The sequence below is a fragment of the Streptomyces hokutonensis genome, assembly GCF_042751305.1.
GTDB classification, from domain to species: Bacteria; Actinomycetota; Actinomycetes; order Streptomycetales; family Streptomycetaceae; genus Streptomyces; species Streptomyces hokutonensis_A.
On record NZ_JBHYWD010000044.1, the window covers coordinates 1 to 26,233 of the forward strand.

21 protein-coding genes and 2 pseudogenes are annotated in these 26,233 nt (G+C 69.9%); 17 read left to right on the forward strand and 6 right to left on the reverse strand.

Going from position 1 to position 26,233, the window contains the following annotated elements; translation table 11 throughout:
• From ACFXC1_RS50185 to ACFXC1_RS50210, 6 genes and pseudogenes are all read left to right on the forward strand, one after another.
• Positions 1 to 189: pseudogene (locus ACFXC1_RS50185) on the forward strand (sugar ABC transporter ATP-binding protein); the annotation flags it as partial.
• A 91-nt stretch (positions 190 to 280) separates the two neighbouring features.
• Entirely contained in the window at positions 281 to 1,138 is an 858-nt protein-coding gene (locus ACFXC1_RS50190; RefSeq protein WP_381256912.1) for a sugar phosphate isomerase/epimerase family protein, read from the forward strand.
• Between the two features lie 232 nt (positions 1,139 to 1,370).
• Positions 1,371 to 2,567 (forward strand): Gfo/Idh/MocA family protein, encoded by a 1,197-nt coding sequence (locus tag ACFXC1_RS50195; RefSeq protein WP_381256915.1) that lies wholly within the window; start codon positions 1,371 to 1,373, stop codon positions 2,565 to 2,567.
• 34 nt (positions 2,568 to 2,601) lie between these two features.
• Positions 2,602 to 3,600 carry a sugar phosphate isomerase/epimerase family protein gene (locus ACFXC1_RS50200; protein ID WP_381256918.1) on the forward strand — a complete coding sequence of 333 codons (999 nt, stop codon included), beginning with the start codon at positions 2,602 to 2,604 and terminating at the stop codon, positions 3,598 to 3,600.
• Positions 3,601 to 3,776: 176 nt separating this feature from the next.
• Entirely contained in the window at positions 3,777 to 4,235 is a 459-nt protein-coding gene (locus tag ACFXC1_RS50205) for a MarR family winged helix-turn-helix transcriptional regulator (RefSeq protein ID WP_381256921.1), read from the forward strand.
• On the forward strand, positions 4,232 to 5,053 hold the full coding sequence (locus tag ACFXC1_RS50210) for an MFS transporter (RefSeq protein ID WP_381256924.1): 822 nt from the start codon (positions 4,232 to 4,234) through the stop codon (positions 5,051 to 5,053). The genes ACFXC1_RS50205 and ACFXC1_RS50210 overlap by 4 nt, the downstream gene beginning before the upstream one ends.
• Positions 5,054 to 5,147: 94 nt before the next feature.
• Here ACFXC1_RS50210 and ACFXC1_RS50215 read toward each other — a convergent pair whose 3' ends face one another.
• On the reverse strand, positions 5,148 to 6,167 hold the full coding sequence (locus ACFXC1_RS50215) for a LacI family DNA-binding transcriptional regulator (protein WP_381256926.1): 1,020 nt from the start codon (positions 6,165 to 6,167) through the stop codon (positions 5,148 to 5,150).
• Positions 6,168 to 6,430: 263 nt separating this feature from the next.
• Between ACFXC1_RS50215 and ACFXC1_RS50220 the strand changes: the two genes are divergently transcribed.
• The 6 genes from ACFXC1_RS50220 to ACFXC1_RS50245 all read left to right on the forward strand — a co-directional run bounded on the left by ACFXC1_RS50220 (position 6,431) and on the right by ACFXC1_RS50245 (position 14,640).
• Entirely contained in the window at positions 6,431 to 8,410 is a 1,980-nt protein-coding gene (locus tag ACFXC1_RS50220; protein ID WP_381256929.1) for a glycoside hydrolase family 127 protein, read from the forward strand.
• A gap of 46 nt (positions 8,411 to 8,456) precedes the next feature.
• Positions 8,457 to 9,704 (forward strand): sugar ABC transporter substrate-binding protein, encoded by a 1,248-nt coding sequence (locus tag ACFXC1_RS50225; protein ID WP_381256931.1) that lies wholly within the window; start codon positions 8,457 to 8,459, stop codon positions 9,702 to 9,704.
• A 56-nt stretch (positions 9,705 to 9,760) separates the two neighbouring features.
• The gene (locus ACFXC1_RS50230) at positions 9,761 to 10,744 is read left to right on the forward strand and encodes a carbohydrate ABC transporter permease (RefSeq protein WP_381256934.1); all 984 of its coding nucleotides are present in this window, start codon (positions 9,761 to 9,763) and stop codon (positions 10,742 to 10,744) included.
• On the forward strand, positions 10,741 to 11,562 hold the full coding sequence (locus ACFXC1_RS50235) for a carbohydrate ABC transporter permease (RefSeq protein ID WP_381256937.1): 822 nt from the start codon (positions 10,741 to 10,743) through the stop codon (positions 11,560 to 11,562). Before ACFXC1_RS50230 ends, ACFXC1_RS50235 begins: the two co-directional genes overlap by 4 nt.
• 95 nt (positions 11,563 to 11,657) lie before the next feature.
• Positions 11,658 to 13,427 carry an RICIN domain-containing protein gene (locus ACFXC1_RS50240; protein WP_381256939.1) on the forward strand — a complete coding sequence of 590 codons (1,770 nt, stop codon included), beginning with the start codon at positions 11,658 to 11,660 and terminating at the stop codon, positions 13,425 to 13,427.
• A gap of 145 nt (positions 13,428 to 13,572) precedes the next feature.
• Positions 13,573 to 14,640: a LacI family DNA-binding transcriptional regulator gene (locus ACFXC1_RS50245; protein ID WP_381256986.1), complete on the forward strand. Its 1,068-nt coding sequence runs from the start codon at positions 13,573 to 13,575 to the stop codon at positions 14,638 to 14,640.
• Between the two features lie 531 nt (positions 14,641 to 15,171).
• Here the strand turns inward: ACFXC1_RS50245 and ACFXC1_RS50250 are convergent.
• The 4 genes from ACFXC1_RS50250 to ACFXC1_RS50265 are packed head-to-tail and all read right to left on the reverse strand — an operon-like array spanning position 15,172 to position 19,826.
• On the reverse strand, positions 15,172 to 16,563 hold the full coding sequence (locus ACFXC1_RS50250) for a glycoside hydrolase family 32 protein (protein ID WP_381256942.1): 1,392 nt from the start codon (positions 16,561 to 16,563) through the stop codon (positions 15,172 to 15,174).
• The gene (locus ACFXC1_RS50255) at positions 16,560 to 17,432 is read right to left on the reverse strand and encodes a carbohydrate ABC transporter permease (RefSeq protein WP_381256945.1); all 873 of its coding nucleotides are present in this window, start codon (positions 17,430 to 17,432) and stop codon (positions 16,560 to 16,562) included. The genes ACFXC1_RS50250 and ACFXC1_RS50255 overlap by 4 nt, the downstream gene beginning before the upstream one ends.
• A 22-nt stretch (positions 17,433 to 17,454) precedes the next feature.
• On the reverse strand, positions 17,455 to 18,405 hold the full coding sequence (locus ACFXC1_RS50260; RefSeq protein ID WP_381256989.1) for a carbohydrate ABC transporter permease: 951 nt from the start codon (positions 18,403 to 18,405) through the stop codon (positions 17,455 to 17,457).
• A gap of 11 nt (positions 18,406 to 18,416) precedes the next feature.
• Positions 18,417 to 19,826, reverse strand: coding sequence for an extracellular solute-binding protein (locus ACFXC1_RS50265; RefSeq protein ID WP_381256947.1), 1,410 nt, complete (start codon positions 19,824 to 19,826; stop codon positions 18,417 to 18,419).
• Positions 19,827 to 19,999: 173 nt separating this feature from the next.
• Between ACFXC1_RS50265 and ACFXC1_RS50270 the strand changes: the two genes are divergently transcribed.
• Positions 20,000 to 21,559, forward strand: coding sequence for a glycoside hydrolase family 32 protein (locus tag ACFXC1_RS50270; protein WP_381256950.1), 1,560 nt, complete (start codon positions 20,000 to 20,002; stop codon positions 21,557 to 21,559).
• A 196-nt stretch (positions 21,560 to 21,755) separates the two neighbouring features.
• Positions 21,756 to 22,322, forward strand: coding sequence for an alpha/beta fold hydrolase (locus ACFXC1_RS50275; RefSeq protein ID WP_381256952.1), 567 nt, complete (start codon positions 21,756 to 21,758; stop codon positions 22,320 to 22,322).
• Here the strand turns inward: ACFXC1_RS50275 and ACFXC1_RS50280 are convergent.
• Positions 22,312 to 22,545, reverse strand: a pseudogene (locus tag ACFXC1_RS50280) (SDR family NAD(P)-dependent oxidoreductase); the annotation flags it as partial. The gene ACFXC1_RS50275 and the pseudogene ACFXC1_RS50280 sit on opposite strands and share 11 nt — an antisense overlap.
• 160 nt (positions 22,546 to 22,705) lie before the next feature.
• On the opposite strand from ACFXC1_RS50280, the gene ACFXC1_RS50285 reads away from it, so the two are divergent.
• The 3 genes from ACFXC1_RS50285 to ACFXC1_RS50295 all read left to right on the forward strand — a co-directional run bounded on the left by ACFXC1_RS50285 (position 22,706) and on the right by ACFXC1_RS50295 (position 26,220).
• A complete protein-coding gene (locus ACFXC1_RS50285; protein ID WP_381256954.1) occupies positions 22,706 to 23,059 on the forward strand; it encodes a DoxX family protein in 354 nt (117 codons plus the stop codon).
• 222 nt (positions 23,060 to 23,281) lie between these two features.
• A complete protein-coding gene (locus ACFXC1_RS50290; RefSeq protein ID WP_381256957.1) occupies positions 23,282 to 24,121 on the forward strand; it encodes a PIG-L family deacetylase in 840 nt (279 codons plus the stop codon).
• Between the two features lie 200 nt (positions 24,122 to 24,321).
• Positions 24,322 to 26,220 carry a glycoside hydrolase family 5 protein gene (locus ACFXC1_RS50295; RefSeq protein ID WP_381256959.1) on the forward strand — a complete coding sequence of 633 codons (1,899 nt, stop codon included), beginning with the start codon at positions 24,322 to 24,324 and terminating at the stop codon, positions 26,218 to 26,220.
• The last annotated feature ends 13 nt before the right edge of the window (positions 26,221 to 26,233 follow it).

The following is a 26,233-nucleotide window of genomic DNA, read 5'->3' on the forward strand; positions in this document are numbered from 1 at the left end:
CTGCGCCTGGGCACCATGGAACTCTCCGCCGAACGCAGCGAGATCACCCTCGAAGAGCTGACCAACCACATGGCCGGCGGCACCGAACTCGCCGCACTCAAGCACGAGTTGTCCCAGGTCCGCGGCCTCGACGTCGACAAACTCCCCGACGCGACGGACCTCAAAGCCACGGTCGAAAGCGCCGGCTGACGACGGCATCAGGACGCCGGCCCTATGCCCACGCGAGCGGATGGCTCCGCCCGACGCACCCCCGCTCCCCTACACCCGAAGGCATTCCCTCATGAAGATCGCCCTCGACCCGTACATGATCCGTCATGTCCCTCTGCTCGAACTGCCCGGTGTGGTGGCCGAGTTGGGCTACGAGTGGATCGAGCTCTCACCCCGCGAGGACTTCATTCCCTTCTTCCGGCACCCCCGGGTGGACGACGCCACCGTGCGCAAGTTCCGCAAGGCGCTCGACGCGGCCGGCGTCGGGATCTCCTCCCTGCTGCCGCTGTTCCGCTGGTCCGGCCCCGACGAGGACGCCCGGCAGGCCGCCGTACGGTACTGGAAGCGGTCGATCCAGATCGCCTCCGAGCTGGGCGTGGACAGCATGATCTCGGAGTTCAACGGCCGGCCCGAGGAAGCGGACCGCAGCGAGGCCCAGTTCTGGAAGTCGATGGACGAACTCCTCCCGCTCTTCGAACAGGAGGGCATCCGGCTGACCCTGGAACCGCACCCGGACGACTTCATCGAGGACGGCCATCAGGCGGTCGACTTCATCCGGGGCATCAACCACCCGAGCGTCAGCTTCCTCTACTGCGCCCCGCACACCTTCCACATCGGCGACGACGCCCCCGGCATCATCCGGCACGCGGGCGATCTGCTCACCCATGTCCACCTGGCCGACGCGTTCGACCACACCGCGTCCTCCGGCAACCGCTACATCCTCAACCCGCCCGGCACCACCGCCCGCATCCACCAGCATCTCGACATGGGCCAGGGCGAGGTCGACTTCGGCGAGCTGTTCCGGGCCCTGCGGGACAACGACTTCGACGGCACCCTCACGGCGTGCGTCTTCGCCTGGGAGGAACGGGCCAAGGAGTCCTCACTGTTCATGCGCGCGAAGATCGACGAGTACCTCGCCGCATCGTCGTAGCAAACCGCTGGCATCGCTGTTCGGCTCGGAAACAGCGCTCCGCCTCAAGCGCTCTTAAAGCGCTTGAAGACAGTCTCCCGTACCGAGCGGAGCTCACTCTCCGCTCAGTACGGGTCCAAGAACACCGAGCCCAAGGTCGTCGCGCACCGCCGCCCGCCCGGCAGGTCGCCGCCTGCTTCACCGCCTCCGCCTCCCCCACCCCCAGCTGACCTCTCTTCTCAAGGGATATCTCATGACCTCCTCCGCCAAGCCTCTCTCCGTCGCGGTGATCGGAGCCGGTATGGCCGGCCGCAGCCATGCCGCCGGATACCGCAACGCCAACACCGTGTTCGGGGCGGGACTGCCGCCGGTCCGGCTGGCCGCGATAGCCGATGCCAACACCGCGCTCGCCGAGGACGCCGCCCGCCGCTACGGCTTCGAGAAGGCGTTGCCGAGTTGGGAGGCCGTCGCCGAGGACCCGACGATCGACGCGGTCAGCATCGTCGTGGGAAACGCGTTGCACCGGCCGATCGCCGAGGCGCTGGTCGCCGCCGGGAAGCACGTGCTGTGCGAGAAGCCGCTGGCCGGTTCGCTCGAAGACGCCCGTGCGATGGCCGAGTTGGAGCGGTCCACCGAGGTCGTGACCGCCGTCGGATACACCTTCCGCCGCTCCCCCGGCATCGCCGCGATCCGCGACCACGTGCGGCGCGGGGAGTTGGGTGACCTCACTCTGTTCAGCGGGCGTTACTGGTGCGACTACGCCACCGACCCCAGGGGACCTCTGAGTTGGCGTTTCAAGGGGGGTGCCGGTTCCGGCGCGCTCGGTGATGTCGGCTCGCATGTCATCGACGCCGCCGAGTACGTCGCGGGGGCCATCACCTCCGTTTCCGGTGCCACGCTCTCCACGCAGATCCCCAAGCGTCCGCTGCCGCTGGGCGCGGTCGTCGGGCACAACGCGGCCCCTGTCTCCGACGAGTTCGGCGAGGTGGAGAACGAGGACACCGCGTCCTTCACGGCCCGTTTCGAGTCTGGACTCGTCGGAACCTTCTCCGTCACCCGTACCGGTTTCGGGCTGCCGAACGGGCTCGCGTTCGACGTGCTCGGGGTCGGCGGACGGGCCGCGTTCGACCAGCACCGGCCGGCCGAGTACCTCTTCGACGACGCCCAGCCCGAGGCCCGTACCCGCGGTGCCCGGCAGATCATCGCCGGGCCCCAACTGCCGTACTTCGCGGGCGGGGTGCCGATGGAAGCGCCTGGTGTCGGGGCCAGCAACGCCGACAACTTCACCTACCAGGCACGGGCGTTCCTCGACCAGATCGCGGGGGTCTCCGAGCCGCTCCCGGCCTGCGCCACGTTCGCCGAGGGGCTGCGGACCATGGAGATCATCCGCGCGATCGTCGAGTCCTCACAGGCCGGCGGCGTCGCCGTCACGGTCCCGCCCGCCGTCTGACCACCCGCACCGCACCCATACAAGGAGCACCCGCATGTCCCTCAAGCTCGGCGCCTACACCGCCTGTCTGCACGACCGCCCGCTGGCCGAGGCCCTCGACATCCTCAAGGAGAACGGCCTGACCTCCGTCGAGGTGAACACCGGCGGCTTCATTCCCTCCCCGCACTGCCCGGTCGACCTCCTGCTGTCCTCGGCGACCGCGCGCGAGGAGTACCTGGCGACCTTCGCCGAGCGCGGAATGGAGCTGACCGGCCTCAACTGCAACGGGAATCCCCTCAACCCGCTGCCCGGGGTCGGCCCGAAGCACGCCGACGACCTGCGCCGTACGATCCGCCTCGCGGGCCTCCTCGGGGTGCGGCACGTGGTCACCATGTCCGGCACGCCGGGCTCCGACCCGGACGCCAAGTACCCCTCCTGGGTGGTGAATCCGTGGGACGGCGTCTACATGGACGTCCTGGACTACCAGTGGGGTGTGGCGGTCGAGTTCTGGAAGGAGATCGACGCGCTGGCCCGGGAGAACGACGTCCGGGTCGCCATCGAGATGCACCCCCACAACCTCGTCTTCTCCCCCGTCACCCTGAAGCGGCTCGTCGACGCGACCGGCGCGACCAACGTCGGTGCGGAGATGGACCCTTCGCACCTGATGTGGCAGGGCATGGACATCGTCGCCTCGATCAAGTGGCTGGGCCCGCTGGTGTTCCACGCCGCCGCGAAGGACGCGACCCTCTGCCCGGGCGCCGACATCCGCGGTGTGCTCGACACCTCGTTCACCCGCGTACCCGCCGACGCACCCGGCAAGGTGCCCACCGGCTACGGCTTCTGGTGCAACTCCTGGCCCGAGAACCCCGCGTGGAAGTTCGTCGCCGTGGGCGTCGGCCACGACGTCGCCTACTGGACCGAGTTCCTGCGCGCCCTTGCCGAGGTCGACCCGGACATGGCCGTCAACATCGAGCACGAGGACGCCGCCTACTCCCAGACCGAGGGGCTCGCCCTGGCCGCGAAGAACCTGCACGCCGCCGCGGCGGCCGTGTAGGGCCGACTCCCGAATCGCCACGCCGTCGCAGCGGTGCGTTCTCGAACGCACCGCTGTGGCCGTCGAGCACCGGTCGTGGTCGTCGATCTCGAAGGCCTCGGGTCCGCAACCCGCGGTGCCGTCCGCGAAGTCGACCATTTACATAAATTCTGAATATAAAAGGCAATGCTTCGAACGTGAGTCGTCGTGTCGCCACTCCCGGCGCGTCCGCCGCCATCGGTGCAGCCCTCTACGGCCTGGCCACCAGGGCCGCGAGACGCCTGCCCCGGGACATGAGCCCGACGTCCGCCGCCACCCTGGCCACCCTGGACCGGACCGGCCCGCGGCGCATCACCGATCTGGCCGCGGTCGAGGGCGTCACCCAGCCCGCGATGACCACCCTGGTCCGGATGATGGAGGAGTCCGGCCTGGTCGAGCGGCGGAGTGACGCGGCCGACAAACGGGTCACGCTGGTGTGCCTGACCGAGTCCGGCGCCTCCTATGTACGGACGCGGCGCCATGCGGGCGTCCACGCGTTCGAGCGGTTGATCGGCGAGCTCACCGGCGACGAGGTCGAGGCGCTGGTGGCGGCTCTTCCGGCGCTGAAGCATCTGGCAGAGCTCGAAAGCCAGGAGCGCAAAGGGCCGAAGCGATGACCGGGCGGCCGGTCGGCGGGGGCGCGGTGAAGGCGTTCCCGGTGGCGCGTTCCGAGGCGCGGCTGCTGGTCCCCGCCCTGATGTTCATCGCCTTGGTCGTGGCGGCGGTCGCCAGCCTCGGAACGCCGCTCATCACCAGCGTGGCGACCTCGTTCCACGTCTCGCTCGCCGGCGCGCAGTGGACGCTGACCGTCGCGCTGCTCAGCGGCGCCGTCGCCACGCCGGTCCTGGGCCGGCGCGGAGCCGGCCCGCACCGGCGGGCCACGATCCTCGCCACGCTGGCGGTCGTCGTCGCCGGCAGCGCGCTCACCGTGCTGCCGCTGCCGTTCGCGTGGCTGCCGGCCGGCGGAGCGGCCCAGGGCGTCGGGCTCGGGCTGACGGCGCTGATGATGGGCGTGGCCCGGGACCACCTCCCCGAGGAGCACGGCGCGGCCGTGATCGCCCTGATCTCGGTGGTCTCGATCATCGGGGCCGGCGTCGGCTACCCGCTGGCCGCACTGCTCGCCGAGTTCGGCGGGGTACGGGCCGCCCACGGCCTCGGCCTGGTCGTCACCGCCGCCGCCCTCCTGACCGCGTGGCGCTCCGTGCCCGAAGCCCCCGAAGGCCGCTCCGCCCACTGGACGTGGCAGGCGCGGTCGCCCTGGCCGCCGCACTGCTCCTGGTGCTGTTCCTCGCCGGCGAACGGACTCTGTGGAGCCGGCACCGACAGCTTCGAGCAGGCCGTCGCGGCGCACAAGAGTGCGGCCTACCAGGAGGCGCTGGTCGCCCTCTCCGACGGCGTCGAGCGCGACTTCCGCATCGTCGAAGGCATCGACTGACACGCCCCCATGCTCCTTACGAGACACGGCAGTTGTGCGTGGACGACCGGCGGCTGTCGCGGCGTGCTCGGCATTCCCCGACTCGCCCGAAGGCTCAGGTGGATTCACGGACGACAAGCCGGCAGGGAACCCTGTGCAGACCGGGTGCCACCTTGGAGCCGATCGCGTCCAGCAGCAGCAGAGCGGCCCGCCTGCCGACCTCGGAGAGATCCGTATCGATCGTCGTCAGGGGCGGCCGGGAAGCCAGCGCCATCACATCCCAGTTGTCGTAGCCCACGACCGCCACCTGGCCGGGGACGTCCAGGCCGTTCTCGCGCAGGGCGTCGGCGACGCCTCTCGCGATCTGGTCGTTGCCGCAGAAGAAGGCGTCCGTCTCCGGTGCCGTACGCAGCACCGCCTGGGCGGCGCGGCGGCCCCACGCCTCGCTCCACTCCCCGAAGTGGACCCGGCCGGTGGCGAGTTCCATGGCGGACTGCTTGAGGAGTTCGAGGGTGTGCTGGGCGCGGTCACGGGCCGCCGCGTGGTGGGCCGGGCCGGTGATGTGTGCGATCCGGGTGCGGCCAGTGGCCAGCAGGTGCTCGATCGCCAGCTGGGCTCCGCTGCGGTCGTCGGACACTACGGAGATGTCGTCCGGGTCGGTGGAGGGCGAGAGCGCGTAGACCGTCGGGATCGGCTCGACGCCCTTCAGGGGCGGACGCGGGTCGGTCCGCCGGCCGGTCACGATGATGCCGTCCACCCGGCGGCCCATGAGATTGCTCAGGTGGTGCTGCTCGCGGATGGCGTCGCCCCGGGTGTCGCACAGCAGCACGGAGATCTTGCCGGCGCCGAGCGCGTCCTCCGCACCGAGGAGGACGGGCGTGCTGAAGCGGCCGATGCCGTCCGTCGTCATCAGCCCTACGGTCCAGCTGCGGCCGGTGTGCAGGCTCTGCGCCTGCTGGTTGGGGCGGAAGTCGAGTTCTTCGACGGCGTCAAGGACCCGCTGCCGGGTCTCCGGGCGCATGCTCCCGCTGCCGTTCAGCGCCTTCGAGGCCGTCCCGACGCTGACTCCGGCCAGTCTGGCCACATCGGTGAGCTTCGCCCGCCCGGTGGGCGGAAGACTTGGCACGGCGGTCACACGCAACCCTTTTCCTTGATGACGTCATCTGCTGCATCCTGACATCGTTCGCGGCAGCTGGCCAGTCCCCGACCAGGCGAAGAAAATGTTTGCCCGGCCCCTTGACGCGCAGGTGGACCCGTTCCTACCTTTCCGGGCAGAAAAACGTTTTCCTCAGCGAGTTCCAGAGACGGAGCGACACCCGTCCGACCTCAGGGACGCCCTGACGCGCATCCCACGTCGGGTCCCCGACCCGTGCTTCCCACCTACCTCTCCGGAGAGCCATGCCCCGCCCCCGTTCCGCCGCGCTTTCCTCCTCGGCCCCGGCCGTGTCCGAACAGGCAGGCACGTCCACCGGGCCGGTCCGGCTCGGGCCAGGAGCCAAGGCCGCACTGACCCCTGCCGCGGTCGAGGTGCGCGCCGGCTTCTGGAGCACCCGCCGCGAGGTGAACGCGCGAATCTCACTCCCTCAGGGTCCCCAACTCCTGGAGTCCGCAGGGAACTTGCACAACCTGCGGCTGGCGGCGGGCGCGGTCCAGGGCGAGTTCCGGGGCGCGTACCCGTTCGTCGACACGGACGTCTACAAGTGGCTGGAGGCGGCGTCCTGGCAGCTGGCCCAGGGGTCCTCGGCCGCGCTGGAAGCCGACGTGGAACGGATCGTCGCCCTGGTCGCCGAGGCGCAGCAGCCCGACGGCTACTTGAACACATGGTTCCAGCTGGTCAAGGGCGGCGAGCGGTACAAGGACCTGCGCTGGGGGCACGAGCTGTACTGCGCCGGTCATCTCATCCAGGCGGCCGTCGCCCACCACCGGACCACCGGTCGCGCCCAACTCCTGGACGTGGCGCGGAAGTTCGCCGACCACATCGACTCCGTGTTCGGCCTCCCCGGCAGCGGCAAGGAGATCGACGGCGTCGACGGCCACCCCGAGGTCGAGACCGCCCTGGTCGAGCTGTACCGGGAGACCGGCGAGCGCCGCTACCTCGATCTGGCCGGCTACTTCGTCGACCGATTCGGCCACGGCCTGCTGGGCGGCGAGGCGTACTGCCAGGACCGGGTACCGGTGCGCGAGGCCGACACCGTGGAGGGCCACGCCGTACGGCAGTTGTACCTGCTGGCAGCCGCGGCCGATCTGGCGACCGAGACCGGGGACGCCGAACTCCGGGCGACGGGCGAGCGGTTGTGGCGGGCGATGACCACGACCAAGACCCACCTCACCGGCGGCCTCGGCGCGCACCACGACGAGGAGGACTTCGGCGACCCGTACGAACTGCCCAACGAGCGCGCGTACTGCGAGACCTGCGCCGCCATCGCGTCGGTCCAGTGGAGCTGGCGGATGGCCCTGCTCACCGGTGAGGCCCGCTACTCCGACCTGATCGAACGCACCCTGTACAACGGCTTCCTGGCCGGGGTGTCGCTCGACGGCGAGCGCTGGCTGTACGTCAACCCGCTCCAGGTCCGCGACGGCCACACCGACCCCGGCGGCGACCAGTCGGCCCGCCGCACCCGCTGGTTCCGCTGCGCCTGCTGTCCGCCGAACGTCATGCGGCTGCTGGCCTCGCTGGAGCACTACCTCGCCACCAGCGACACCGGCGGCCTCCAGATCCACCAGTACGCCGACGGCCGCTGCACCGGCGACCTCGACGGCACCCCGGTCGCGGTGAACGTCGAGACCGAGTACCCGTGGCAGGGCGCGATCAGCCTGACCGTCGAGGAGACCCCGGCCGACCGCCCCTGGACGCTCTCGCTGCGCGTCCCGCAGTGGTGCGCCGAGTACCGGGTGCGGTGCGGGGACACGGAGTACGACCAGAGCAACGCCCCCACGGCCGACGGCTGGCTGCGACTTGAGCGCACCTGGGCCCCCGGCGACCGGGTCGTCCTCGAACTCGCCCTCGCGCCACGCCTGACCGCGGCCGACCCCCGCGTGGACGCCGTGCGCGGTTGTGTGGCGATCGAGCGCGGGCCGCTCGTCTACTGCCTGGAACAGGTGGACAACCCCGGCGGCGGACTGGATGACATCGTCCTCCACCCTGCCCGTCCGCTCGCCGTGCGGCACCGGCCCGAGCTGCTCGGCGGGGTCACCACTGTCGTCGCGTCCGGCCACCGCCGCCGCATCCCCGACGCGGGCTGGTGGCCGTACACCTCCGTCGGCAGTGAGGCGCCGGAAACGGAAGACGACGCGCTGGTCGAGCTCACCGCCATCCCCTACTACGCGTGGGCCAACCGTCAGGACGGCGCCATGCGCGTCTGGCTGCCCACCTCTTGAACCCCTGCCCCGTCTCTACGAGCCGCACCAAGACAACGAGGTCACCGTGAGAAACGCCCGCCGCACCCTCCTCGCCGCCATAGCCACCGTCGGCGCGCTCACCGCTGTCGCCGCCTGCGGGGGCGGTTCCGATTCCTCCGCCTCCGGTTCCGGGAAGGGCGGTGGGACGTACAACTTCTGGGACCCGTACCCCCAGTTCGACGCCTCCTCGGCGTGGGGCAAGCTCGTCGCCAAGTGCGGCACCGATGCCGGGGTCAAGGTCAAGCGCACCAGCATGGACACCACCGACCTGGGCAACAAGGCGCTGCTCGCCGCCCAGCAGGGCAACGCGCCCGACGTGATGCTGGTGGACAACCCGGTCGTCTCCACGCTCGTCGAGGCGGGCATTCTCAACAAGACCAGCGATCTCGGCCTCGACACGGCGTCGATCCAGAAGAACATCCTCGGCGCGGGCGTCATCGACAACGCCTCCTACGGGGTGCCGATCGGCGCCAACACCCTGGCGCTCTACTACAACAAGAAGATCCTGACCGCGGCCCACGTCGACCCCGCGTCCATCAAGGACTGGGCCTCGCTCACGGCGGCACTGAAGAAGGTCAAGTCGGCGGGCAAGAAGGGCATCACGTTCTCCGCGATCAACACGGAGGAGGGCAGCTTCCAGTTCCTGCCGTGGTTCTGGGGCGCGGGCGGCGATCTGACCAAGCTCGACTCGGCGAAGGGCGTGGCCGCGCTGTCGCTGTGGAAGCAGTGGGTCGACGGTGGATACGCGCCCAAGGACGTACTCCAGAACACCCAGACCACCAGCTGGCAGGAGTTCGCCACCGGCGACTACGCGTTCAGCGAGAACGGCACCTGGCAGCTCGGCAACGCGGACAAGGCCGGCTTCCCGTACGGCGTCATCAACATCCCCGGGCAGAACGGCGGTTCGGCGCCGGTGCCGACCGGCGGCGAATTCGTCACCGTCCCGGTGCAGAAGGACTCCGCCCGCTACGACGCCAGCAAGAAGATCGTCACCTGTCTGACGAACTCCGCGAACCTGCTGACCACCGACACGACCCTGACGTACGTGGCGCCCACCGCCGCAGTTCAGGCCCAACAGGTCGCAAAGAACCCCGAGTTGAAGCCGTGGGTCGGCGCGGTGGCGGCGGCGCGTGGCCGCACCAGCGGCGGTCTGGGCACCAAGTACCCGACGATCTCCCAGCCGATGTGGACAGCCGTGCAGAACGCGCTGTCGGGCGGCAAGAGCCCGCAGGCGGCCCTCGACGCCGCTCAGACGGCCGCGAGCAAGGGCTGACTCCGGTCTTCACGCTCCTCCGGAAACAGCACCGCCACCCGCATCCAGGAGTACGCATGACCATCGCCCGCGTCGACCGCCGCGCGCACCGGTCCCCGGCCAGGTCCGGGGCGGCCGGCACCGGACAACGGACGGACACGTCGGACCTGCGGCGCCGACAGCGCCGCAGGAGCCGGCTCGTCGCGCTGGCCTTCATCGCCCCGCTGGTCGTCTACCTCGCCGCCTTCTACCTCTATCCGCTCTACCGCAACCTCGACCTGAGCCTGCGCGACTACACCGTCCGGTCGTTCGTGCAGGGGGACGCGCCCTTCTCCGGCCTCGACAACTTCCGGACCGTCCTGGACGACCCCACGTTCGGCCCGGCGATGCGCCACACCCTGGTCTTCACCTTCGCGTCGATCGCGTTCCAGTACGCGGCCGGGCTCGCCCTCGCGGTCTTCTTCAACCGGCACTTCAGGCTTGCCGGGACCCTGCGTGCACTGTTCCTGATCCCCTGGCTGCTGCCGCTGATCGTGTCGGCGTCGACCTGGTCGTGGATGTTCAACAGCGAGTCGGGTGTCATCAACTACGCACTGCACTTCGTGGGCGTGTCCCCGGTGGACTGGCTCAACTCGCCCGACTGGGCGCTGACTTCGGTCGTCATCGCGAACATCTGGATCGGCATCCCGTTCAACCTCGTCATCCTCTACAGCGGGCTCCAGAACATCCCGGCCGAGCTGTACGAGGCGGCCTCGCTCGACGGGGCGGGCGCCTGGCAGCAGTTCCGCCGGATCACCTTTCCGCTGCTGCGCCCGGTGTCGGCGATCACGCTGCTCCTCGGACTCGTCTACACGCTCAAGGTGTTCGACCTGATCTGGATCATGACCAAGGGCGGCCCCGGCGACGCTTCCTCCACCCTCGCCACCTGGTCGTACCAGCTCGGCTTCGGCACGCTGCTGCCGAAGTTCGGGCCCGGCGCGGCCGTCGGCAACATCCTCATCCTCATCGCGCTCGTCTTCGGCCTGCTCTACATCCGCGTCCAGAGGAGGCAGGAAGCATGAAGTCCCGTACGGGAAAAGGCCGTTACACCGTCATCGGCCTCCTGCTGACCGCTCTGATGCTGTTCCCGGTGTACTGGATGGTCAACGTGTCCCTCACCCCGCAGCAGGACATGCGCAAGACCCCACCCGACCTGCTGCCCCTCCACCCCACCTTCGAGGGCTACCGGGCCGTCCTGAACGACCAGTTGCCCTACCTCGGCACCAGCCTGCTCATCGGCCTCGGCACGGTCGCCCTCACCCTGGTTCTCGCCGCCCCGGCCGGCTTCGCCCTGGCCAAACTCCGCCCGCTGGGCGGGGGCACCCTCGGACTCGCCCTGCTGGTCGCCCAGATGATCCCCGGCATCGTCATGGCGATGGGCTTCTACGGCGTCTTCCTCGACTACGGTCTGCTCAACTCCTGGTGGGGACTGATCGTCGCGGACTCCACGATCGCCGTGCCGTTCGGCGTCATGATCTTCACCGCGTTCATGTCGGGCATCCCCGGCGAGCTCATCTCCGCGGCCCGCATCGACGGCGCCGGCACCTGGCGCACCTTCGTGTCCGTGGTGCTCCCGGTGAGCCGCAACGCGATCGTCACGGTCTCCCTGTTCAGCTTCCTGTGGGCCTGGTCCGACTTCGTCTTCGCCAACACCCTTGACGGCGGCGGCAGTTGGCGGCCGATCACGCTCGGCATCTACAAGTACATCGGCAACAACAACCAGGAGTGGAACGCGATCATGGCGACCGCCGTCGTCGCGTCGATCCCGGCGGCCGTCCTGCTCGTCCTCGCCCAGCGCTACGTGGCCGCGGGCGTGACCGCCGGCGCGGTCAAGGACTGATCCACGGTCCACGGTCGGTCGGGGCAACGGGCCGCCTCCGCACCCGCACCGCGCCGCACTTCACAAGTCCCCCTTCCCTTCCTCAGGAGAGCCGCATGTCGTACCCGAGCCACCGTCACCGTTCCAGAGCACCCCTCGCCCGCGTCGGCGCCATCGTGACGTCCACCGCCCTGGCCGCCACCGCCCTCGCCCTGACCGGCGCACCAGCCCAGGCCACCCCCACCTCGTCCACCACGCTGATCGTCAACGCCGCGCAGAACCTGCGCTCCGTCACCCACGTCGGCACGGGCAGCCTCTACGGCCTCGCCACCGCGAGCACCCCCACCGACAGCGTCGTACAGGCTCTGAAGCCCAACACGTTCGTCCAGATGGCGCCCGGCGGCAGCCAACTCCCCAACGGAGAGCCCGTACCCGCGGGTGACGCCCTGGTCGTCGCCCCGAAGGCCGCAGCGGCGGGCGCCAAGGTGGTCGTACGGATGCCGGACTGGTACCCGAACTTCCCCTATCAGTGGGTGAGTTGGAGCAACTGGCTCTCGGCCGTGGACCAGCAGGTCGCCGCGGTGAAGTCTTCGGGTGCCACCAATATCAGCGCGTACGAGCTCTGGAACGAGCCGGACGGGACCTGGGACACCACCAACGCGGGTGCCTTCGACGCCGGTTGGGCGCGCACGTTCAAGGAGGTCCGCGCCAAGGACGCCACCACCCCGATCCAGGGCCCGAGTTACTCGGTGTGGAACCAGTCCTGGATGACCACGTTCCTCACCGACGCCAAGGCCAGTGGAACGGTCCCCGACGTCATAGCCTGGCACGAGCTCCAGGGCAGCTCCGGTATCGCCGCCCATGTCGCGGCCTACCGCGCGCTGGAGAGCAGCCTCGGCATCAGCCCGCGTCCGATCGCCATCGAGGAGTACGGCACGCCCACCGAGATGGGCGACTCGGGCGCCCTCATCGGCTACGCCGCCAAGTTCGAGCGCGCGGGCGTCCGCGACGCCGAGCTGGCCTTCTGGAACCACTACGGCACTCTCGGCGACACCCTGACCGACACCGGCGGCTCGCCCAACGGGTCGTACTGGACGTACAAGTGGTACGGCGCCATGTCCGGGACCATGCTCACCACCACACCGCCCGCCCAGACCGGCATCGACGGCCTCGCCTCCCTCAACGGCGCGGGCAACCAGATCAGCGTCATCGCCGGCGGCTGCACCGGCTCCTGCGCCGTCACGATCAACGGGCTCTCGTCCCTGCCGGCATACGGCAGCACCGTCCACGTCAAGCTGGAGTACAGCCCGGACACGGGCCGCACCACCGCCTCCCCCGGCCCGATCACCATCTCCGACACCGACTACTCCGTCTCGAATGGCTCCATCACGGTGCCGGTCACGATGAACGCCGCCGACGGCTACCACCTGACGATCACTCCCGGCGGCACCTCGACATCCCTGGCCGGGCGCTACCAGATCACCAACAAGAACAGCGGCCTCGCCCTGGACACCCTCAACGCGGCCACCGCACAAGGCACTTCGGTCGTCCAGGCCACGTCCACCACCGGCACCGACGAGAACTGGACCCTCGTGGCGGCAGGCCAGGGCCTCTACAAGATCGCCAACCAGAAGAGCGGCCTGCTGCTCGGCATCACCAACGCGGGTACCAGCGACGGCGGCACCGCCCTGATCTGGGGCGACAACGGCACCGCCGACCACCTCTGGCAGATCATCCCGGCCCGCGACGGCTACGCCAAGATCGCCAACTACAACAGCGGGCTCCTGCTCGGCGTCGACCAGATGAGCACGGCCTCCGGCGCCCAGGTCCTCCAGTGGTCGGACAACGGCACCGCCGACCACTTGTGGAAACTCACCGCGCGCTGAGGCGGTCGCCAAGGGTCCCGCGTCGGTTGTCCACCGCTGACGCGGGACCACCGACGTCGCTCGTTGTCCCGTATGCCGTGGCGCTCCCCGCGGATAGGGTGGACGGTGATCGACAGTGACGGGCTGGGTGAGGGCGGCGGGTGGCGTGGGCGGTGCCGAGGAGAGCGGGAGCACGGGCACCGGGCGCCCGACGTCACGGGACGTCGCCCGGCTCGCCGGTGTGTCGCACACCGCGGTGTCCTTCGTGTTCAACGGCCGGGCCGAGGGCAACCTCTCGTCCGCCACCCAGGAACGCATCCGGCAGGCCGCGACCCGGCTGGGCTACCGCCCCGACCCGGTGGCCCGCGGCCTGCGCCGTCGCCGTACGGCCGTGATCGGCCTGGTCACCGATGAGATCGCCTCCTCGCCGTTCGCCGGCCGACTGCTGCGGGGCGCCATGGAGACCGCCTGGGACAGCGACCATCTCGTCCTCACCGTCGACTCCGGCGGTGACCCGGTCAAGGAGGACGCGGCCGTCGCGGAACTGCTCGACCGGCGCGTGGACGGCATCATCTACGCGGCCATGTCACTGCGCCGGGTCCGCGTCCCCGAGGGCCTGCACCGCACCCACTCCGTGCTGGCCAACTGCCTGCCCGAGGACGACTCCCTGCCCGCCGTGGTCCCCGCCGAGCGCGCCGGTGGCCGTACCGCGGCCCGGCTGCTGCTCGGTGCGGGCCACCGCCGGCTCGCCGTGATCGGCGGCCTGGACGACATCGCCTCGGTGGAACGCACCCGCGGCTTCCGCGACGCGCTGCGCGCCGAGGGCGTCACGGTGCCCAAGGAGTGGATCGTGCGCGGCGGCGGGGAGATCTCCGCGGGATACGCGGGAGCGCTGCGCCTCCTCGACGGCGTCGAGCCGGACCGTCGCCCCACCGGCGTCCTCTGCTACAACGACCGGGTCGCGGCGGGCGTCCTGCACGCCGCGACCCGGCTCGGGATCGACGTGCCCGCCGATCTCTCCGTGGTCGGCTACGACGACCAGGAGCACATGGCCGCGTTCCTCACCCCGCCCCTCACCTCGGTCGCGCTGCCGCACCGGGCGATGGGCGAGGCGGCGACCCGGCTGCTCCTGGACGCCATCGAAGCCGGCCGTAAGCCGCCGGCGACCGTCCGGCGGCTGAAGTGTCCTGTGGTCAGCCGGGCCTCGGTGGGACCGGCGCCGCCCACCCGATAACCCGGGCGCCTGGCCCGTGCGTGGTCACTCGTGCCTTCGTGAGTCCGGCGCCCATTCGGTGCCTGGGCGCTTGGTCGGCGCGTGGCCTGCACCCTGGTCAGCCGCGCCCCGGCAGGGCCGGCGCCGCCCACCCGGTGACCTGAGCGCCCGTTCCGCGCCTGCCCTGCTCTGCGGTCAGCCGCGCCTCCGCGGGTCCAGCGCCCACCGGATAACCCGGGCGCCTGCCCCGTGCGTGGTCACTCGTGCCTTCGTGAGTCCGGCGCCCATAAGGTGCCCGGGCGCTTGGTCGGCGCGTGGCCTGCACCCTGGTCAGCCGCGCCTCCGTGGGGCCGGTGCCGCCCGCCCGGTGACCTGAGCGCCCGTTCCGCGCCTGCCCCAGCCCGTGGTCAACCCCGCCTCCGTAGGTCCGACGCCCACCCGGTAACCCGGCACCCGGCCCGTGCCTGGCGCCCTGTGGTCAGCCGCGCCTCCGTGGACCCGGCGCCCACGCGGTGCTCTTCACCCCCGGCCCGCGCATGCCCCGGCCCATGGTCAACCGCGTCCCCGTGGGCCCGGCGCCCACCCCATGACCCGCGCCCCCGCCCCGTCGACGACCAGCTCGGCGATGTCGTCGGGGCGCCGGTAGACGCGCTCGGTGACCATGGCACGGTCCGCGACGAAGAGTTCGAGGAGCGAGCCGTCAACGAGCAGCCGGAGCGCGAGTTCCGGCCCCTTCGGCACGTGCACGGTGATCGGGGCGGAGCCTTCCCTGCCGGTCCGGGGCCAGGCGCTGCGGTCGAGGACGACCGTCCCCGAGGCAGGATCCGCCCGGACGGTCAGCTCACGGCCCGCCGCATCCCGGAGCAGGCTCAGCGTCGTCGGTTCGCGGGCGGTGACCGTCAGGTCGTAGGCGGAGGGAAGCGGGACTCGGCCCGGTGCGGTGACGAACGGCTCGGCCGGGCGCAGCAGTTCGAGTTCCGGGGCCGGACTCACCCGCAGTGAACCGTCGGGGTGAATGTCGACCACGCGGGGTGCCGTGAGTACGCCTGCCCATCCGGCCCGGTCCAGCTCCTCCTGCGGGCGGGACTCCCACGACCAGCCCCACAGCAGGGCACGGTCCGGCTCCTGGAGTATTGCGGGGGCGTAGAAGTCCCGCCCCTGGTCGAGCCGGCCGCCGGTGCGCGGCTCAAGCTGCAACTCGCCCTTGCTGTCGACCTCCAGACGACCCGTCAGATATCCGGTGGAGCACGGGTCTCCGTCCCACAGGGACACCAGGAGTACGTGGTCGCCACTCGCCGTCCGGTACAGGTGCGGGCACTCCCAGCCCACCGACTTGTCGCCGAACACGCCTGCGGCCACCGGGTTGTTGCCGTCCAGCAGGACACCGGCGAACCGCCAGTCGGTCAGGTCGTCGCAGTCGTAGAGGAGGACCGACGGTGTGCCGTCGGCGTGCCCGGCGCCGACGAGGGCCCAGCGCCGGTCCGCGTGGTGGAAGACGAACGGGTCGCGGAACATCACCACGTCCAGCCCGGGTGGCGGACCGGCCACCACCGGGGTCGGCAGTGGCTTCCACTCGGTCAGTCGCTCGTCGTCGGGGTCGGCCGCCCGCGCCAGGCAGATGGTGCCGAGTCCGGTGTGGGTACGGTCAACTCCTGTGTATACGGCGGTCGGTGTGCCGGCGTCGTCAGTCACGCAGCCCGACCAGCAGCCGGCCTCGTCGGGGCCGCCCGGCGTCGGGGTGAGCGCGATCGGGTGGTGCTCCCAGTGCGCGAGGTCGGTGCTGGAGGCGTGACCCCAGTGGACGTTCGCGTGCACCGGTGCGTCGGGGTTGTGCTGGTAGAAGAGGTGGTAGCGGTCCCGCCAACGGAACGGCCCATTGGGGTCGTTGATCCAGCCGACGGGCGGACGGACCCTGAAACGCGGTGCGTTGGGGTCATGACTCAACGGTTGACTCCTGCCGAGGTGATGCCCTCACGCAGAGGGCGCTGGCCGACGACGAACACGGCGAGGGCGGGGAGCATCGAGAGCACGACCCCGGCCAGGACCACCGAGATCGACCCGGTGCCGAGGTTGCCCTGGAGGGAGACCAGTCCCAGCGGGAGCGTGTAGTTCTGGCTGGAGGTCTCCAGGATGAGTGGGCGGAAGAACTCGTTCCAGTGGTAGTTGAAGGCCAGTACGCCGACGATCGCGAGGCCGGGTGCGGCCAGCGGCGCGTACACCGAACGGAAGATCCGCCAGGGTCCCGCGCCGTCCAGCATGGCCGCCTCGCCCAGGTCCTTCGGCATACCGAGGAAGTACTGGCGCATCAGGAACGTGCCGAAGGCGGTCGGGAAGGCCGGGACGATCAGGCCGAGGAGCGTGTCGGTGAGGCCCATCGACTTCAGCACCAGGAACACCGGCACGATGGTGACCTGCAACGGCACCATCATGGTCGCCAGGACCAAGCCGAAGAGCGGCCTCTTGAATCGGAACTCCATGCGAGCGAAGGCGTATCCGGCCAGGCCCGCCGTGATCATCTGGCCGACGGCGACCAGTGCCGTCACCAGCGTGGAGTTCAGGGCGAGCAGCCACACGTCGACCTGATCGAAGACCCCGCGGTAGGCCGCGGTCGTCGGACGGGTCGGGATGATCTGCGGGGGCAGGTCGAACGACTGGGCCGGAGTGCGCAGCGAGGTGGAGACGGTCCAGATGACCGGGCCGAGTGTCAGCAGGGCGCACGCGGTCAGTGCGGCGATCCGGGCCCAGGGGGCGAGTGAGTACCGTACGCGGCTCAGGGCCGGGGTTGCCTTCAGGGTCGGGGTTGCTTGGCTCATAGTGCTCATGCGGCTCACCGGCTCACTGGTAGTGGACGAAACGCCGGCTGAGCCGGAACTGGACGGCGGTGACCGCCATGATCAGCGCGAAGAGCAGCACGCCCACCGCGGATGCCTCGCCGAAGTCGAGCTGCTCGAAGGCCCGTTCATAGATCACCATCACCACGGTGCGGGTGGCGTCGCCGGGCCCGCCGTCGGTGAGGACGTAGGGCTGTTCGAAGACCTGGAGGGCGTTGATGATGCCGACCACCGACGCGACGAGCAGCGTCGGCGACAGCAGCGGCAGCGTGATGCCGAGGTGCTTGCGCAGACCGGTCGCGCCGTCGAGGGCGGCGGCCTCGTGGATCTCCTTTGGGATGTTGTTCAGACCGCCGACGAACAGCAGGAACGAGAAGCCGAACTGCTGCCAGACGTAGACCAGGATCACGGTGGCCATCGCCGCGTGCTCGGAGGTCAGCCAGGGCACGGGCGCGACGCCGACCAGGCCGATCAGCCAGTTCACCACCCCGAAGTCCTGGTTGAACAGGTACTTCATCACCACCGAGATAGACGCGGCGGACAGGACCAGGGGGAAGAAGAACGCCGAACGGAACAGCGACCGGAGCCACACCGGCATCCGACCGTTCAGCGCGAGCGCCAGCGACAGCGCGATCAGCAGTTGCAGAGCGACCGCGAGGACCATGAAGACGAGCGTGTTGCGGAAGGAGACCAGGACGGTCGAATCCGTGAAGGTGGTGCGGTAGTTGGCGCCGCCGGCGAAACGGGGCGGGTCGATCACGTTCCAGTGGAACAGGCTCAGCACGATGGACCCGATGATCGGCACGACCGTGAAGACGACGATGCCGACGACCGTGGGCGCCAGGAACAGCGTGGCCAGCAGCCGGGAGCCGCGGTCGCGGACGGAAGGCCGTACGGCGATAGCGGGTGGCGTGGCGGGCCGCGAACGTACGGGCGGGACCTGGGAGTTCGAAATCTGAGTGTTCGTCATATCTCACGCTCCATGGCCCGTTCCAGGTCGCCCTGCATCCGGCGCAGCGCGGGACCCACCGCACGCGGCGAGGCCAGTGCGGTACCGGTGTACTTGAGCAGGACGTCGGTCACCTCGGCGACCTGCGGCGGCGCGGGGATCGGGCCGGTGTCGGGAAACCGGTCGAGGGTGTCGTAGAAGACCTGCCAGTGGGCCGGGCCGCTCTCGGCGTAGCGTGCCGCGTTCAGCATCGAACGCCGGGCCGGGGTGGTCTGGTTGCTCTTGAACAGCATGGTCATGGTGTCCTTGCGGGCCGCGTACTTGATGAACTCCCAGGCGGCCTCCTGCTTCTTGGAGGTGCGCAGCAGCGCGTAGCCCGCCGCGCCGAACTGGTGGCGCTGGGTGCGCCAGCGCGGGAAGTACTGCACGTCGTAGCCGTCGGCCCGCATGCCGGCCTGTTGCAGGCCGCCCGCCCAGAAGCCGCCCGCCGGGGTGACGCCGACGCGGCCGGTGGAGAACACGCCGACCAGATTGCTGCCGTTGCCGCCCTCGGGCCGGGTGCACAGGTCCTCCTGGACGAGGGAGGCGAGATAGTCGTACGCCTCCTCGACCCGGTCGGCGGTGGCCTGCGGGGTGCTCCAGCGGAAGCCCCCGCCGCGCCCCTGCCGGTCGGCGGCCGGGTAGAAGGTGTCCCAGAGCCAGGAGCCGCCGGGGGCCTTCGACTCCTTCAGCAGGTTCGTGCCGTTCGCGAAGAGCCAGGGCACCACGCCGCCCCAAAGCCGGTTGGTCCAGAAGTACGGAGTGAAGTGCGCGTCGCCGGCACGCTTCAACTCCCGCAGCAGCGCGGTGAAGTCGTCGCGACTCCAGTCCGCCGCCGGGAAGCTTGCGCCCGCCCGCTTCAGCACCTGCTTGTTGAGGTAGATGTCGGCGGCGTTGAACTCCATGGGGAGTTGGTAGAGGCTCCCCTCGTACATCATCGATTCGACCAGTGAGGGGTGGACGTCGGCGAAGTACTCACGCAGCTCCGCCGCGTCGCGCCGCACCCAGCGGTCCAGGGATACGCCGAGCTTCCGGGCGAACAACTGCACGCCCTCGGTGGCCACATACACCAGGTCGGGGGCGGTGCCCGCGGCGATCTGGGTGAGGATCTTCGCGAAGAAGTCAGACCAGTCGACGGCCTGCACCGGGTTGACCCGCAGCGGGATGTCGGGGTGGAGACGGTGGAAGCCCTTGGTGAGGGCGTCGATGGTGGCCGGGTCGAAGGCTGCGCCGAGGGTGGCGACGACGAGGGAGCCGTCGTCGCGGCCGGGGATGTCGGCTCCCGTGAGCCGGTCCCAGCTCGCGGCGGTCCCGGCCAGGGCGGCTGCTCCGGCCCCGTACGCGCTGTACCGCAGCAGCGTGCGGCGGGGGATGTGCGAGTCAGTCATCAACGGGCCTAACTCGTGTTAGTTCAGGGGTGATGCCCAGATGATGGGAACCGGGCGGCAGGCCTGTCAAGGGTCGGGAACGCGTGAGCTTTAACGGGTTAGGCCTCTTGACCTTTATCGAGTTAGGTCTACAGTCCTCGTTCGCAGGAGCCGCACGAGAGGAACGATGCGTCATGCCCGGAACCCCGGGGATTTCCAGGAGATCACTGTTCGCGGGATCGGCGGCAGGGACCGCCGCCGCCCTGCTGCCCACCGGAACGGCCACGGCCAAGAACAGGACCAAGTCCGCGGTGACCGGAGCGAGTTACCGCGCCGCGTACCACTTCACGGTCCCCGACCAGTGGAAGAACGACCCGCAGCGGCCCATCTGGATCGACGGCGAGTACCACTACTACTACCTCTACAACGCCGACTACTTCACCGGTGTCGTCGGCACCGCGTGGCGCCTGGCCACCACCAAGGACCTGGTGTCCTTCACCGACCGCGGGGTCGCCGTCCCCAAGGACACCACGCCCAACGGCGATCTCTGGTCGGGTTCGGCGGTGGTCGACACCGGCAACACGGCCGGGTTCGGCGCGGGCGCGGTCGTCGTCATCGTCACCATGTCCCCCGGCGGCGGCACCGACCACCAGGAGCAGTTCCTGTACTACTCGACCGACGGCGGTCTGACCTTCACCAACTACGGGACCGACCCCGTCCTGCCCAACCCCGGCGTCGCCGACTTCCGCGACCCCAAGGTGATCCGCGACGAGGACCGGGGCCGCTGGGTGATGGCCCTCGCCGAGAACGACAAGATCGGCTTCTACCACTCCGCCGACCTCAAGTCCTGGACGTACGTGGGCGGTTTCGTCCACGACGGCATCGGCGTCCTGGAGTGCCCCGACCTGTTCCGGATCACCGCCGGCGACGGCACCGTGAAATGGGTGCTCGGCGCCAGCGCCAACGGGAAGGGCTCGGGGCTGCCCAACACGTACGCCTACTGGACGGGTTCCTTCGACGGCAGCGCGTTCGCCGCTGACACGAATGACCCGCAGTGGCTCGACCACGGCTGGGACTGGTACGGCGCCGTCACCTTCGAGAAGCGGGCCGCGAGCGGTGCGGTGGACGCGGCCGCCCGGTACGCGATCGGGTGGGTGAACAACTGGGACTACGCGAACACCACCCCCACCATCGACTGCGACGGCTTCAACGGCACCGACTCCGTCGTCCGCGAGATCACCCTGAAGAAGGCGTCCGACAACACCTACTATCTCGCCTCCCGGCCCGTCGCCGGCCTCGACTCGCATGTCTCCCGGACCGTGAACCTGGGCGACGTGACGGTGAACGGCACGAAGGTGCTCGACTACACCGGTATCTCCTACGAGGTGACGACCCAGCTCACCTGGTCCCAACTCACCGGCGCAGGGCTCCAGTTGAGGCGATCGCCCGACGGCGGTCGACACATCGACGCCGGGATCTACGCCGACTACGCCTTCCTCAACCGACGGGGCACGGTGAACGCCGACACGTCCGGCAAGTGGCAGGAGAGCCACACCCCGTTCGACCCGTCCGCCGGCACGGTGAAGCTGCGCATCCTGGTGGACCGCACGTCGGTGGAGATGTTCGTCGACGACGGCCGCTATGTGCACACCACTCAGGTGTTCCCCTATCTGCTGGACACCCGGCTCGCGCTCTTCACGATCGGCGGCAGTGCGGTGTTCCGGAACACGGTGATACGCGAGTTCTCGGCGTGAGGCCGGCCGGGGGCTCAGGGAACCATGGAGTCCCACCTCACCGCTGACTCCGGCGCGGCCCCCGTTCACCGGTGTGAGCGCCGTCAGGCGGGGGTCTCGGCGGTGACGGTCAGGACCGCGCGGGCGAGGATGTGGCTGGTCGTGGCGAGGTCGGGGTGGCCTCGGCCGGTACGCCGATCCGCTCGGTGTCGAGGGCGTGCACGACGATGACGACATCGGCATCATGGTCGGCTACACCGTCGCCGCCACCCACCCCGAACGCGGCGGCCGATGGGTGGCCATCGACGCGCCGCTGCCCGGCATCGGCCCCTGGGACCGGATCACCCAGGATCCGATGATGTGGCACTTCGGCTTCGGCGGCCACGACATGGAGCGCCTGGTCGACGGCCGTGAGCGCAGCTACCTCGACCGCTTCTGGAACGAACTCTCCGTGGTCCCGGAGCGGTTCGACGAGGCGAAGCACGAGCACTACGCGTCGCTCTACGCGCAACCCGGCTCCATGCGGGCGAGCTTCGCCCAGTTCCCCGCGTTCGCCCAGGACGCGGCGGACAACCAGAAGTTCCTCGCGCAGGGCAAGCTGCGGATGCCGGTGCTGGCCTTCGGCGGCGAGGCCACCTTCGGCCCCGGGATCGGCGAGGTGCTGCGCTGTGTCGCCGACGACGTCGAAGACGCGGTCATCCCGGACTGCGGGCACTGGATCACGGAGAAGCAGCCGCAGGCGACGACAGACCTGGTCGTCGAGTTCCTGCGCCGGCCCGGATGATCCGCTCCGGCTCGCCCTCGGCGGTGATGTCGGCGGCCAGCGGCCTGATCCGGTCGTGCCTGGCCCCGGTCTCCTCGAGGAGCTCGGCCCGCCGCCCGATCGCGACCACGTGGGCGCCTTCAGCGGCGAAGGCGCGGGCGGTGGCCCGGCCGATCCCGGTCCCGGCTCCGGTGACGGCGACGATCCTGCTGCTCTGCGGTGCGGTGCTGTTCATGCCGGTCATCGTGAAGCCCTGCCGCCAGCGTCAAGGTCAAGTAGCGCCGGACACCTCTGTCCGCTGCCCGTCGATGTCACAGATTCGAGGTGCCGGTTCGTCGTCCGGGAGAACGGCGTCCCGCAACGGGATGCCCACCGACGCTGTCCCCCACAGAACCGGAGAAAACGTGTTCGCCGCCTACATCACGGCCACGCTCCTCGGCGCGGTGTTCAACGGTGCCGCCGCCGTCACCTACCTGATCGGCCATGAATACCCCAAGACCCAGGCGGACATGAAGGGCATACCCCGGAAGTGGGTGCCGGTTCTGGGCATGCTGCTGGCAGCGGGCACCGTGGGACTGCTGGCCGGGCTCGCCGTGCCGATCCTGGGAACCCTCGCCGCTTCCGGGCTCGTGCTGTACTTCATCGGCGCGATCATCGCCCACCTGCGGGTGGGCTCCCGCAACATCGTCGGCGGGATCGTGTTCCTGGCCACCGCGGCGGCTGCCCTGACTCTGGGGGTGCTGTACCACGGCGCCTGACAACTGCCGGGGAAGAACACGAAAGTCCGGAAGGCCAATCGGCCACGCCGGGGAACAGCCGGTCCGGTCGGCGGGGTTGCACCGGGCGAGGGCCCGGCGCCGTACGGGTGGGGAACACGGAGACCGCGAGGTCGTCCGCCCCGCCGGGATTCGGGCCCCAGGATGGTGGTACCCGCGCCACGCTCCGTGGACCGCGACGTATTTTCTGTTGGAGGACTTCTCATGACTGACCGGCCCTTGACGCTCATGGCGGTACACGCCCACCCCGACGACGAGGCCACGACAACCGGAGGTGTCCTCGCGCGGTATGCGGCGGAAGGCATCCGCACGGTGCTCGTGACCTGTACCGACGGCGCTTGCGGTGACGGACCGGGAGGTGTGAAGCCGGGCGATCCCGGCCACGATCCGGCGGCGGTCGCCCTGATGCGCCGCCAAGAACTCGAGGCGAGCTGTGAGGTCCTGAAGATCAGCGATCTGGAGCTGCTGGACTATGCCGACTCCGGGATGATGGGCTGGCCCAGCAACGACGCCCCGGGATCCTTCTGGCAGGCCCCCGTACAGGAGGCCGCGGCCCGGCTCGCGGACCTGATGCGGCAGTACCGGCCCGATGTGGTCGTCACCTACGACGAGAACGGCTTCTACGGCCACCCGGACCACATCCAGGCCCACCGCATCACGATGGCGGCGCTGGAGATGACCGAGACCGAGCTGACACCGAAGGTCTACTGGACGACGATGCCCCGCTCGATGATGCGGCAGTTCGGGGAAATCCTCCACGAGCTCCACCCGGACATGCCGGAGCCGGATCCCGCCGAGGCCGCCGAGATGGCCGAGCTCGGCCTTCCCGACGACGAGATCACCACCTGGGTGGACACCACCGCGTTCAGCGGCCAGAAGTTCGACTCGCTGGCCGCGCACGCCAGTCAGGGCGACAACATCTTCTTCCTCAAGATGGGCAAGGAGAGGTTCGGCGAATTGATGGGCATCGAGACCTTCCTACGTGTCCAGGACGCAACCGGTGCGGCCGTACCCGAGAACGATCTCTTCGCCGGGCTGCGCTGATCTGTCCGTCCGCCCGGCCGGGAAGGCGCACCGTTTCCGCGAGTCTCCTGGCCGGGCACAGCGAGCGCAGATCGAGTGCGCGCTTTGTCCGTCGACGGGTCCGCAGGTCACCGGTAGTGTCCCCCCGGCAGCTGCTGCGGGACTTCAGGAGCGCTGCCATCTGTCGGTTTCGGTTTCGGTATCGGTACGGAGGGCACCTCATGACCAGACTTGTCCGGTACCTGACATTACTCGCCGTAGGCGCTTCCCTCCTGTTCCCGTCCACGGGGACAGCCTCCGCGGCTCCGGCGGCCCCCGCCGCGCCCGCCGCCGAGAGCTCCTGGCAGCCACCACTGTCCACACGCGGGCGCTACATCGTCGACGCGAACGGCAACCGCTTCCGGCTGAAGTCGGCCAACTGGGACGGCGCCCAGGGCTCCTGGACCGGCAGTGGCAGCAAGGCCGACAGCGCGAATCACCACGCCCAGCAGAACTCCTACGGCGTCCCCCTGGGCCTGGACCGCGTGCCCCTTGCTCAACTGATGGCCGACTTCCACAAGTTGGGCATCAACAGCATCCGGTTGCCGTTCTCCAACGAGATGATCCACGACACCACCGCCGTACCGGACGCGGCCGTGGCGGCCAACCCGCAGTTGCGGGGCCGGACGCCGCTCGGGGTGTTCGACGCCGTGGTCTCCGCGCTGACGTCGGCGGACTTCGCCGTGATCCTCAACAACCACACCAACACGTCCCGTTGGTGCTGCGGGATCGACGGCAACGAGCGGTGGAACAGCAGTCAGTCGACCCAACAGTGGGCGGACGACTGGGTGTTCATGGCCCGCCGCTACGCCGCCGACCCCCGCGTGGTGGGGGCCGACCTCTACAACGAGGTACGCCGTGACGTCTGGGACGACCCGAACTGGGGCAGCGGCGACGCGCACGACTGGTACGCCGCCGCCCAACTCGCCGCCGACCGCATCCTCACCGAGGCCAACCCGAACCTGCTCATCGTCATCGAGGGCATCAACTGGACCGGCATACCCGTCGACGGCTTCACCCACGGCCGCCCCCTCCTCACCCCCGCGCGCACGCTGTCGCACACCCTGGTGGCCGCCCACAAACTCGTCTACTCCGCCCACTTCTACGGCTACACCGGCCCCCACCACAGCGGTGCCACCGGCATCGGCGAGACCAGCGACCCCCGTTACCAGGACCTCAGCCGGGACGAACTGTTCCAAGCCCTCTACGACGAGGCGTTCTTCGTCTCCCAGGACAACGGCAAGCACTACACCGCCCCCGTGTGGATCAGCGAGTTCGGCATCGGCGCGGGCGAGACCGGCACCGCGGCACGCACCTGGTTCGGCAATGTCACCGACTACTTCGCCGACCACGACGCCGACTTCGCCTACTGGCCCCTGGTCGGCTGGCAGGGCCACGACGACTGGGCCCTGCTGCGCTACGACACGAACGGCACCCGGCACGGCCTCCTGGACGACGCGGACTGGCGCGCCGCCGGCTGGCAGCGGCTGATGTCCGCCGCGTCCCTCAGCGGTCCGGTCGCCCCGGTCCCCGCCTGGCAGATGCTCGCCACCGACCACGGCGACTACGTCCAGTCCGTACGGGTGCGCGCCACCGGCGACTGGGATCCGGGCGCATCCAAGGCGGCCTGCCCGGACGGGCTGCGGCTGATCGGCCTGGGACACACCTCGGGTCGCGGACTGTGCACGGACATCACCGCGGGCGGCCTGCGCGCCACCGACGGCGCCCAGACGGTCGTCACCGACGAACGCAACGTCCCCTCGGGCGGCGACTGGGCCTCCGGATACACCAAACTCCAGTGCGCGCAGGGCCAGTTCCTCATCGGCTACAGCCACCGGGGTGTGGGGACATCGGCGGCCCTGTGCGCTCCCGCCGTAACCGCTCCGGCGGGAGCGGGCCGCACGGTGTGGTTCGACCGCTCCGACAACCGGCCCGGCAACGCCCCCGGCGGTGACTTCGCCGTCGGCGACTACAAGGGCCAGTGCGCGGACGACGAGTACGCCGCGGGCATCGCTTACACCACCCGCACCGGCAGCTCACCGGGTCCCGCGGCTCTGTTGTGCCGCAAACTGGCGCCCTGACCCGCGCGGGAGG

Excerpts from the sequence above, each read along its gene's own strand:
- ACFXC1_RS50190 (WP_381256912.1), top strand. The coding sequence starts at position 281 with ATGAAGATCGCCCTCGACCCGTACATGATCCGTCATGTCCCTCTGCTC.
- ACFXC1_RS50195 (WP_381256915.1), top strand. The coding sequence starts at position 1,371 with ATGACCTCCTCCGCCAAGCCTCTCTCCGTCGCGGTGATCGGAGCCGGT.
- ACFXC1_RS50200 (WP_381256918.1), top strand. The coding sequence starts at position 2,602 with ATGTCCCTCAAGCTCGGCGCCTACACCGCCTGTCTGCACGACCGCCCG.
- ACFXC1_RS50210 (WP_381256924.1), top strand. The coding sequence starts at position 4,232 with ATGACCGGGCGGCCGGTCGGCGGGGGCGCGGTGAAGGCGTTCCCGGTG.
- ACFXC1_RS50220 (WP_381256929.1), top strand. The coding sequence starts at position 6,431 with ATGCCCCGCCCCCGTTCCGCCGCGCTTTCCTCCTCGGCCCCGGCCGTG.
- ACFXC1_RS50230 (WP_381256934.1), top strand. The coding sequence starts at position 9,761 with ATGACCATCGCCCGCGTCGACCGCCGCGCGCACCGGTCCCCGGCCAGG.
- ACFXC1_RS50235 (WP_381256937.1), top strand. The coding sequence starts at position 10,741 with ATGAAGTCCCGTACGGGAAAAGGCCGTTACACCGTCATCGGCCTCCTG.
- ACFXC1_RS50240 (WP_381256939.1), top strand. The coding sequence starts at position 11,658 with ATGTCGTACCCGAGCCACCGTCACCGTTCCAGAGCACCCCTCGCCCGC.
- ACFXC1_RS50255 (WP_381256945.1), bottom strand. The coding sequence starts at position 17,432 with ATGAGCCAAGCAACCCCGACCCTGAAGGCAACCCCGGCCCTGAGCCGC.
- ACFXC1_RS50265 (WP_381256947.1), bottom strand. The coding sequence starts at position 19,826 with ATGACTGACTCGCACATCCCCCGCCGCACGCTGCTGCGGTACAGCGCG.
- ACFXC1_RS50270 (WP_381256950.1), top strand. The coding sequence starts at position 20,000 with ATGCCCGGAACCCCGGGGATTTCCAGGAGATCACTGTTCGCGGGATCG.
- ACFXC1_RS50290 (WP_381256957.1), top strand. The coding sequence starts at position 23,282 with ATGACTGACCGGCCCTTGACGCTCATGGCGGTACACGCCCACCCCGAC.
- ACFXC1_RS50295 (WP_381256959.1), top strand. The coding sequence starts at position 24,322 with ATGACCAGACTTGTCCGGTACCTGACATTACTCGCCGTAGGCGCTTCC.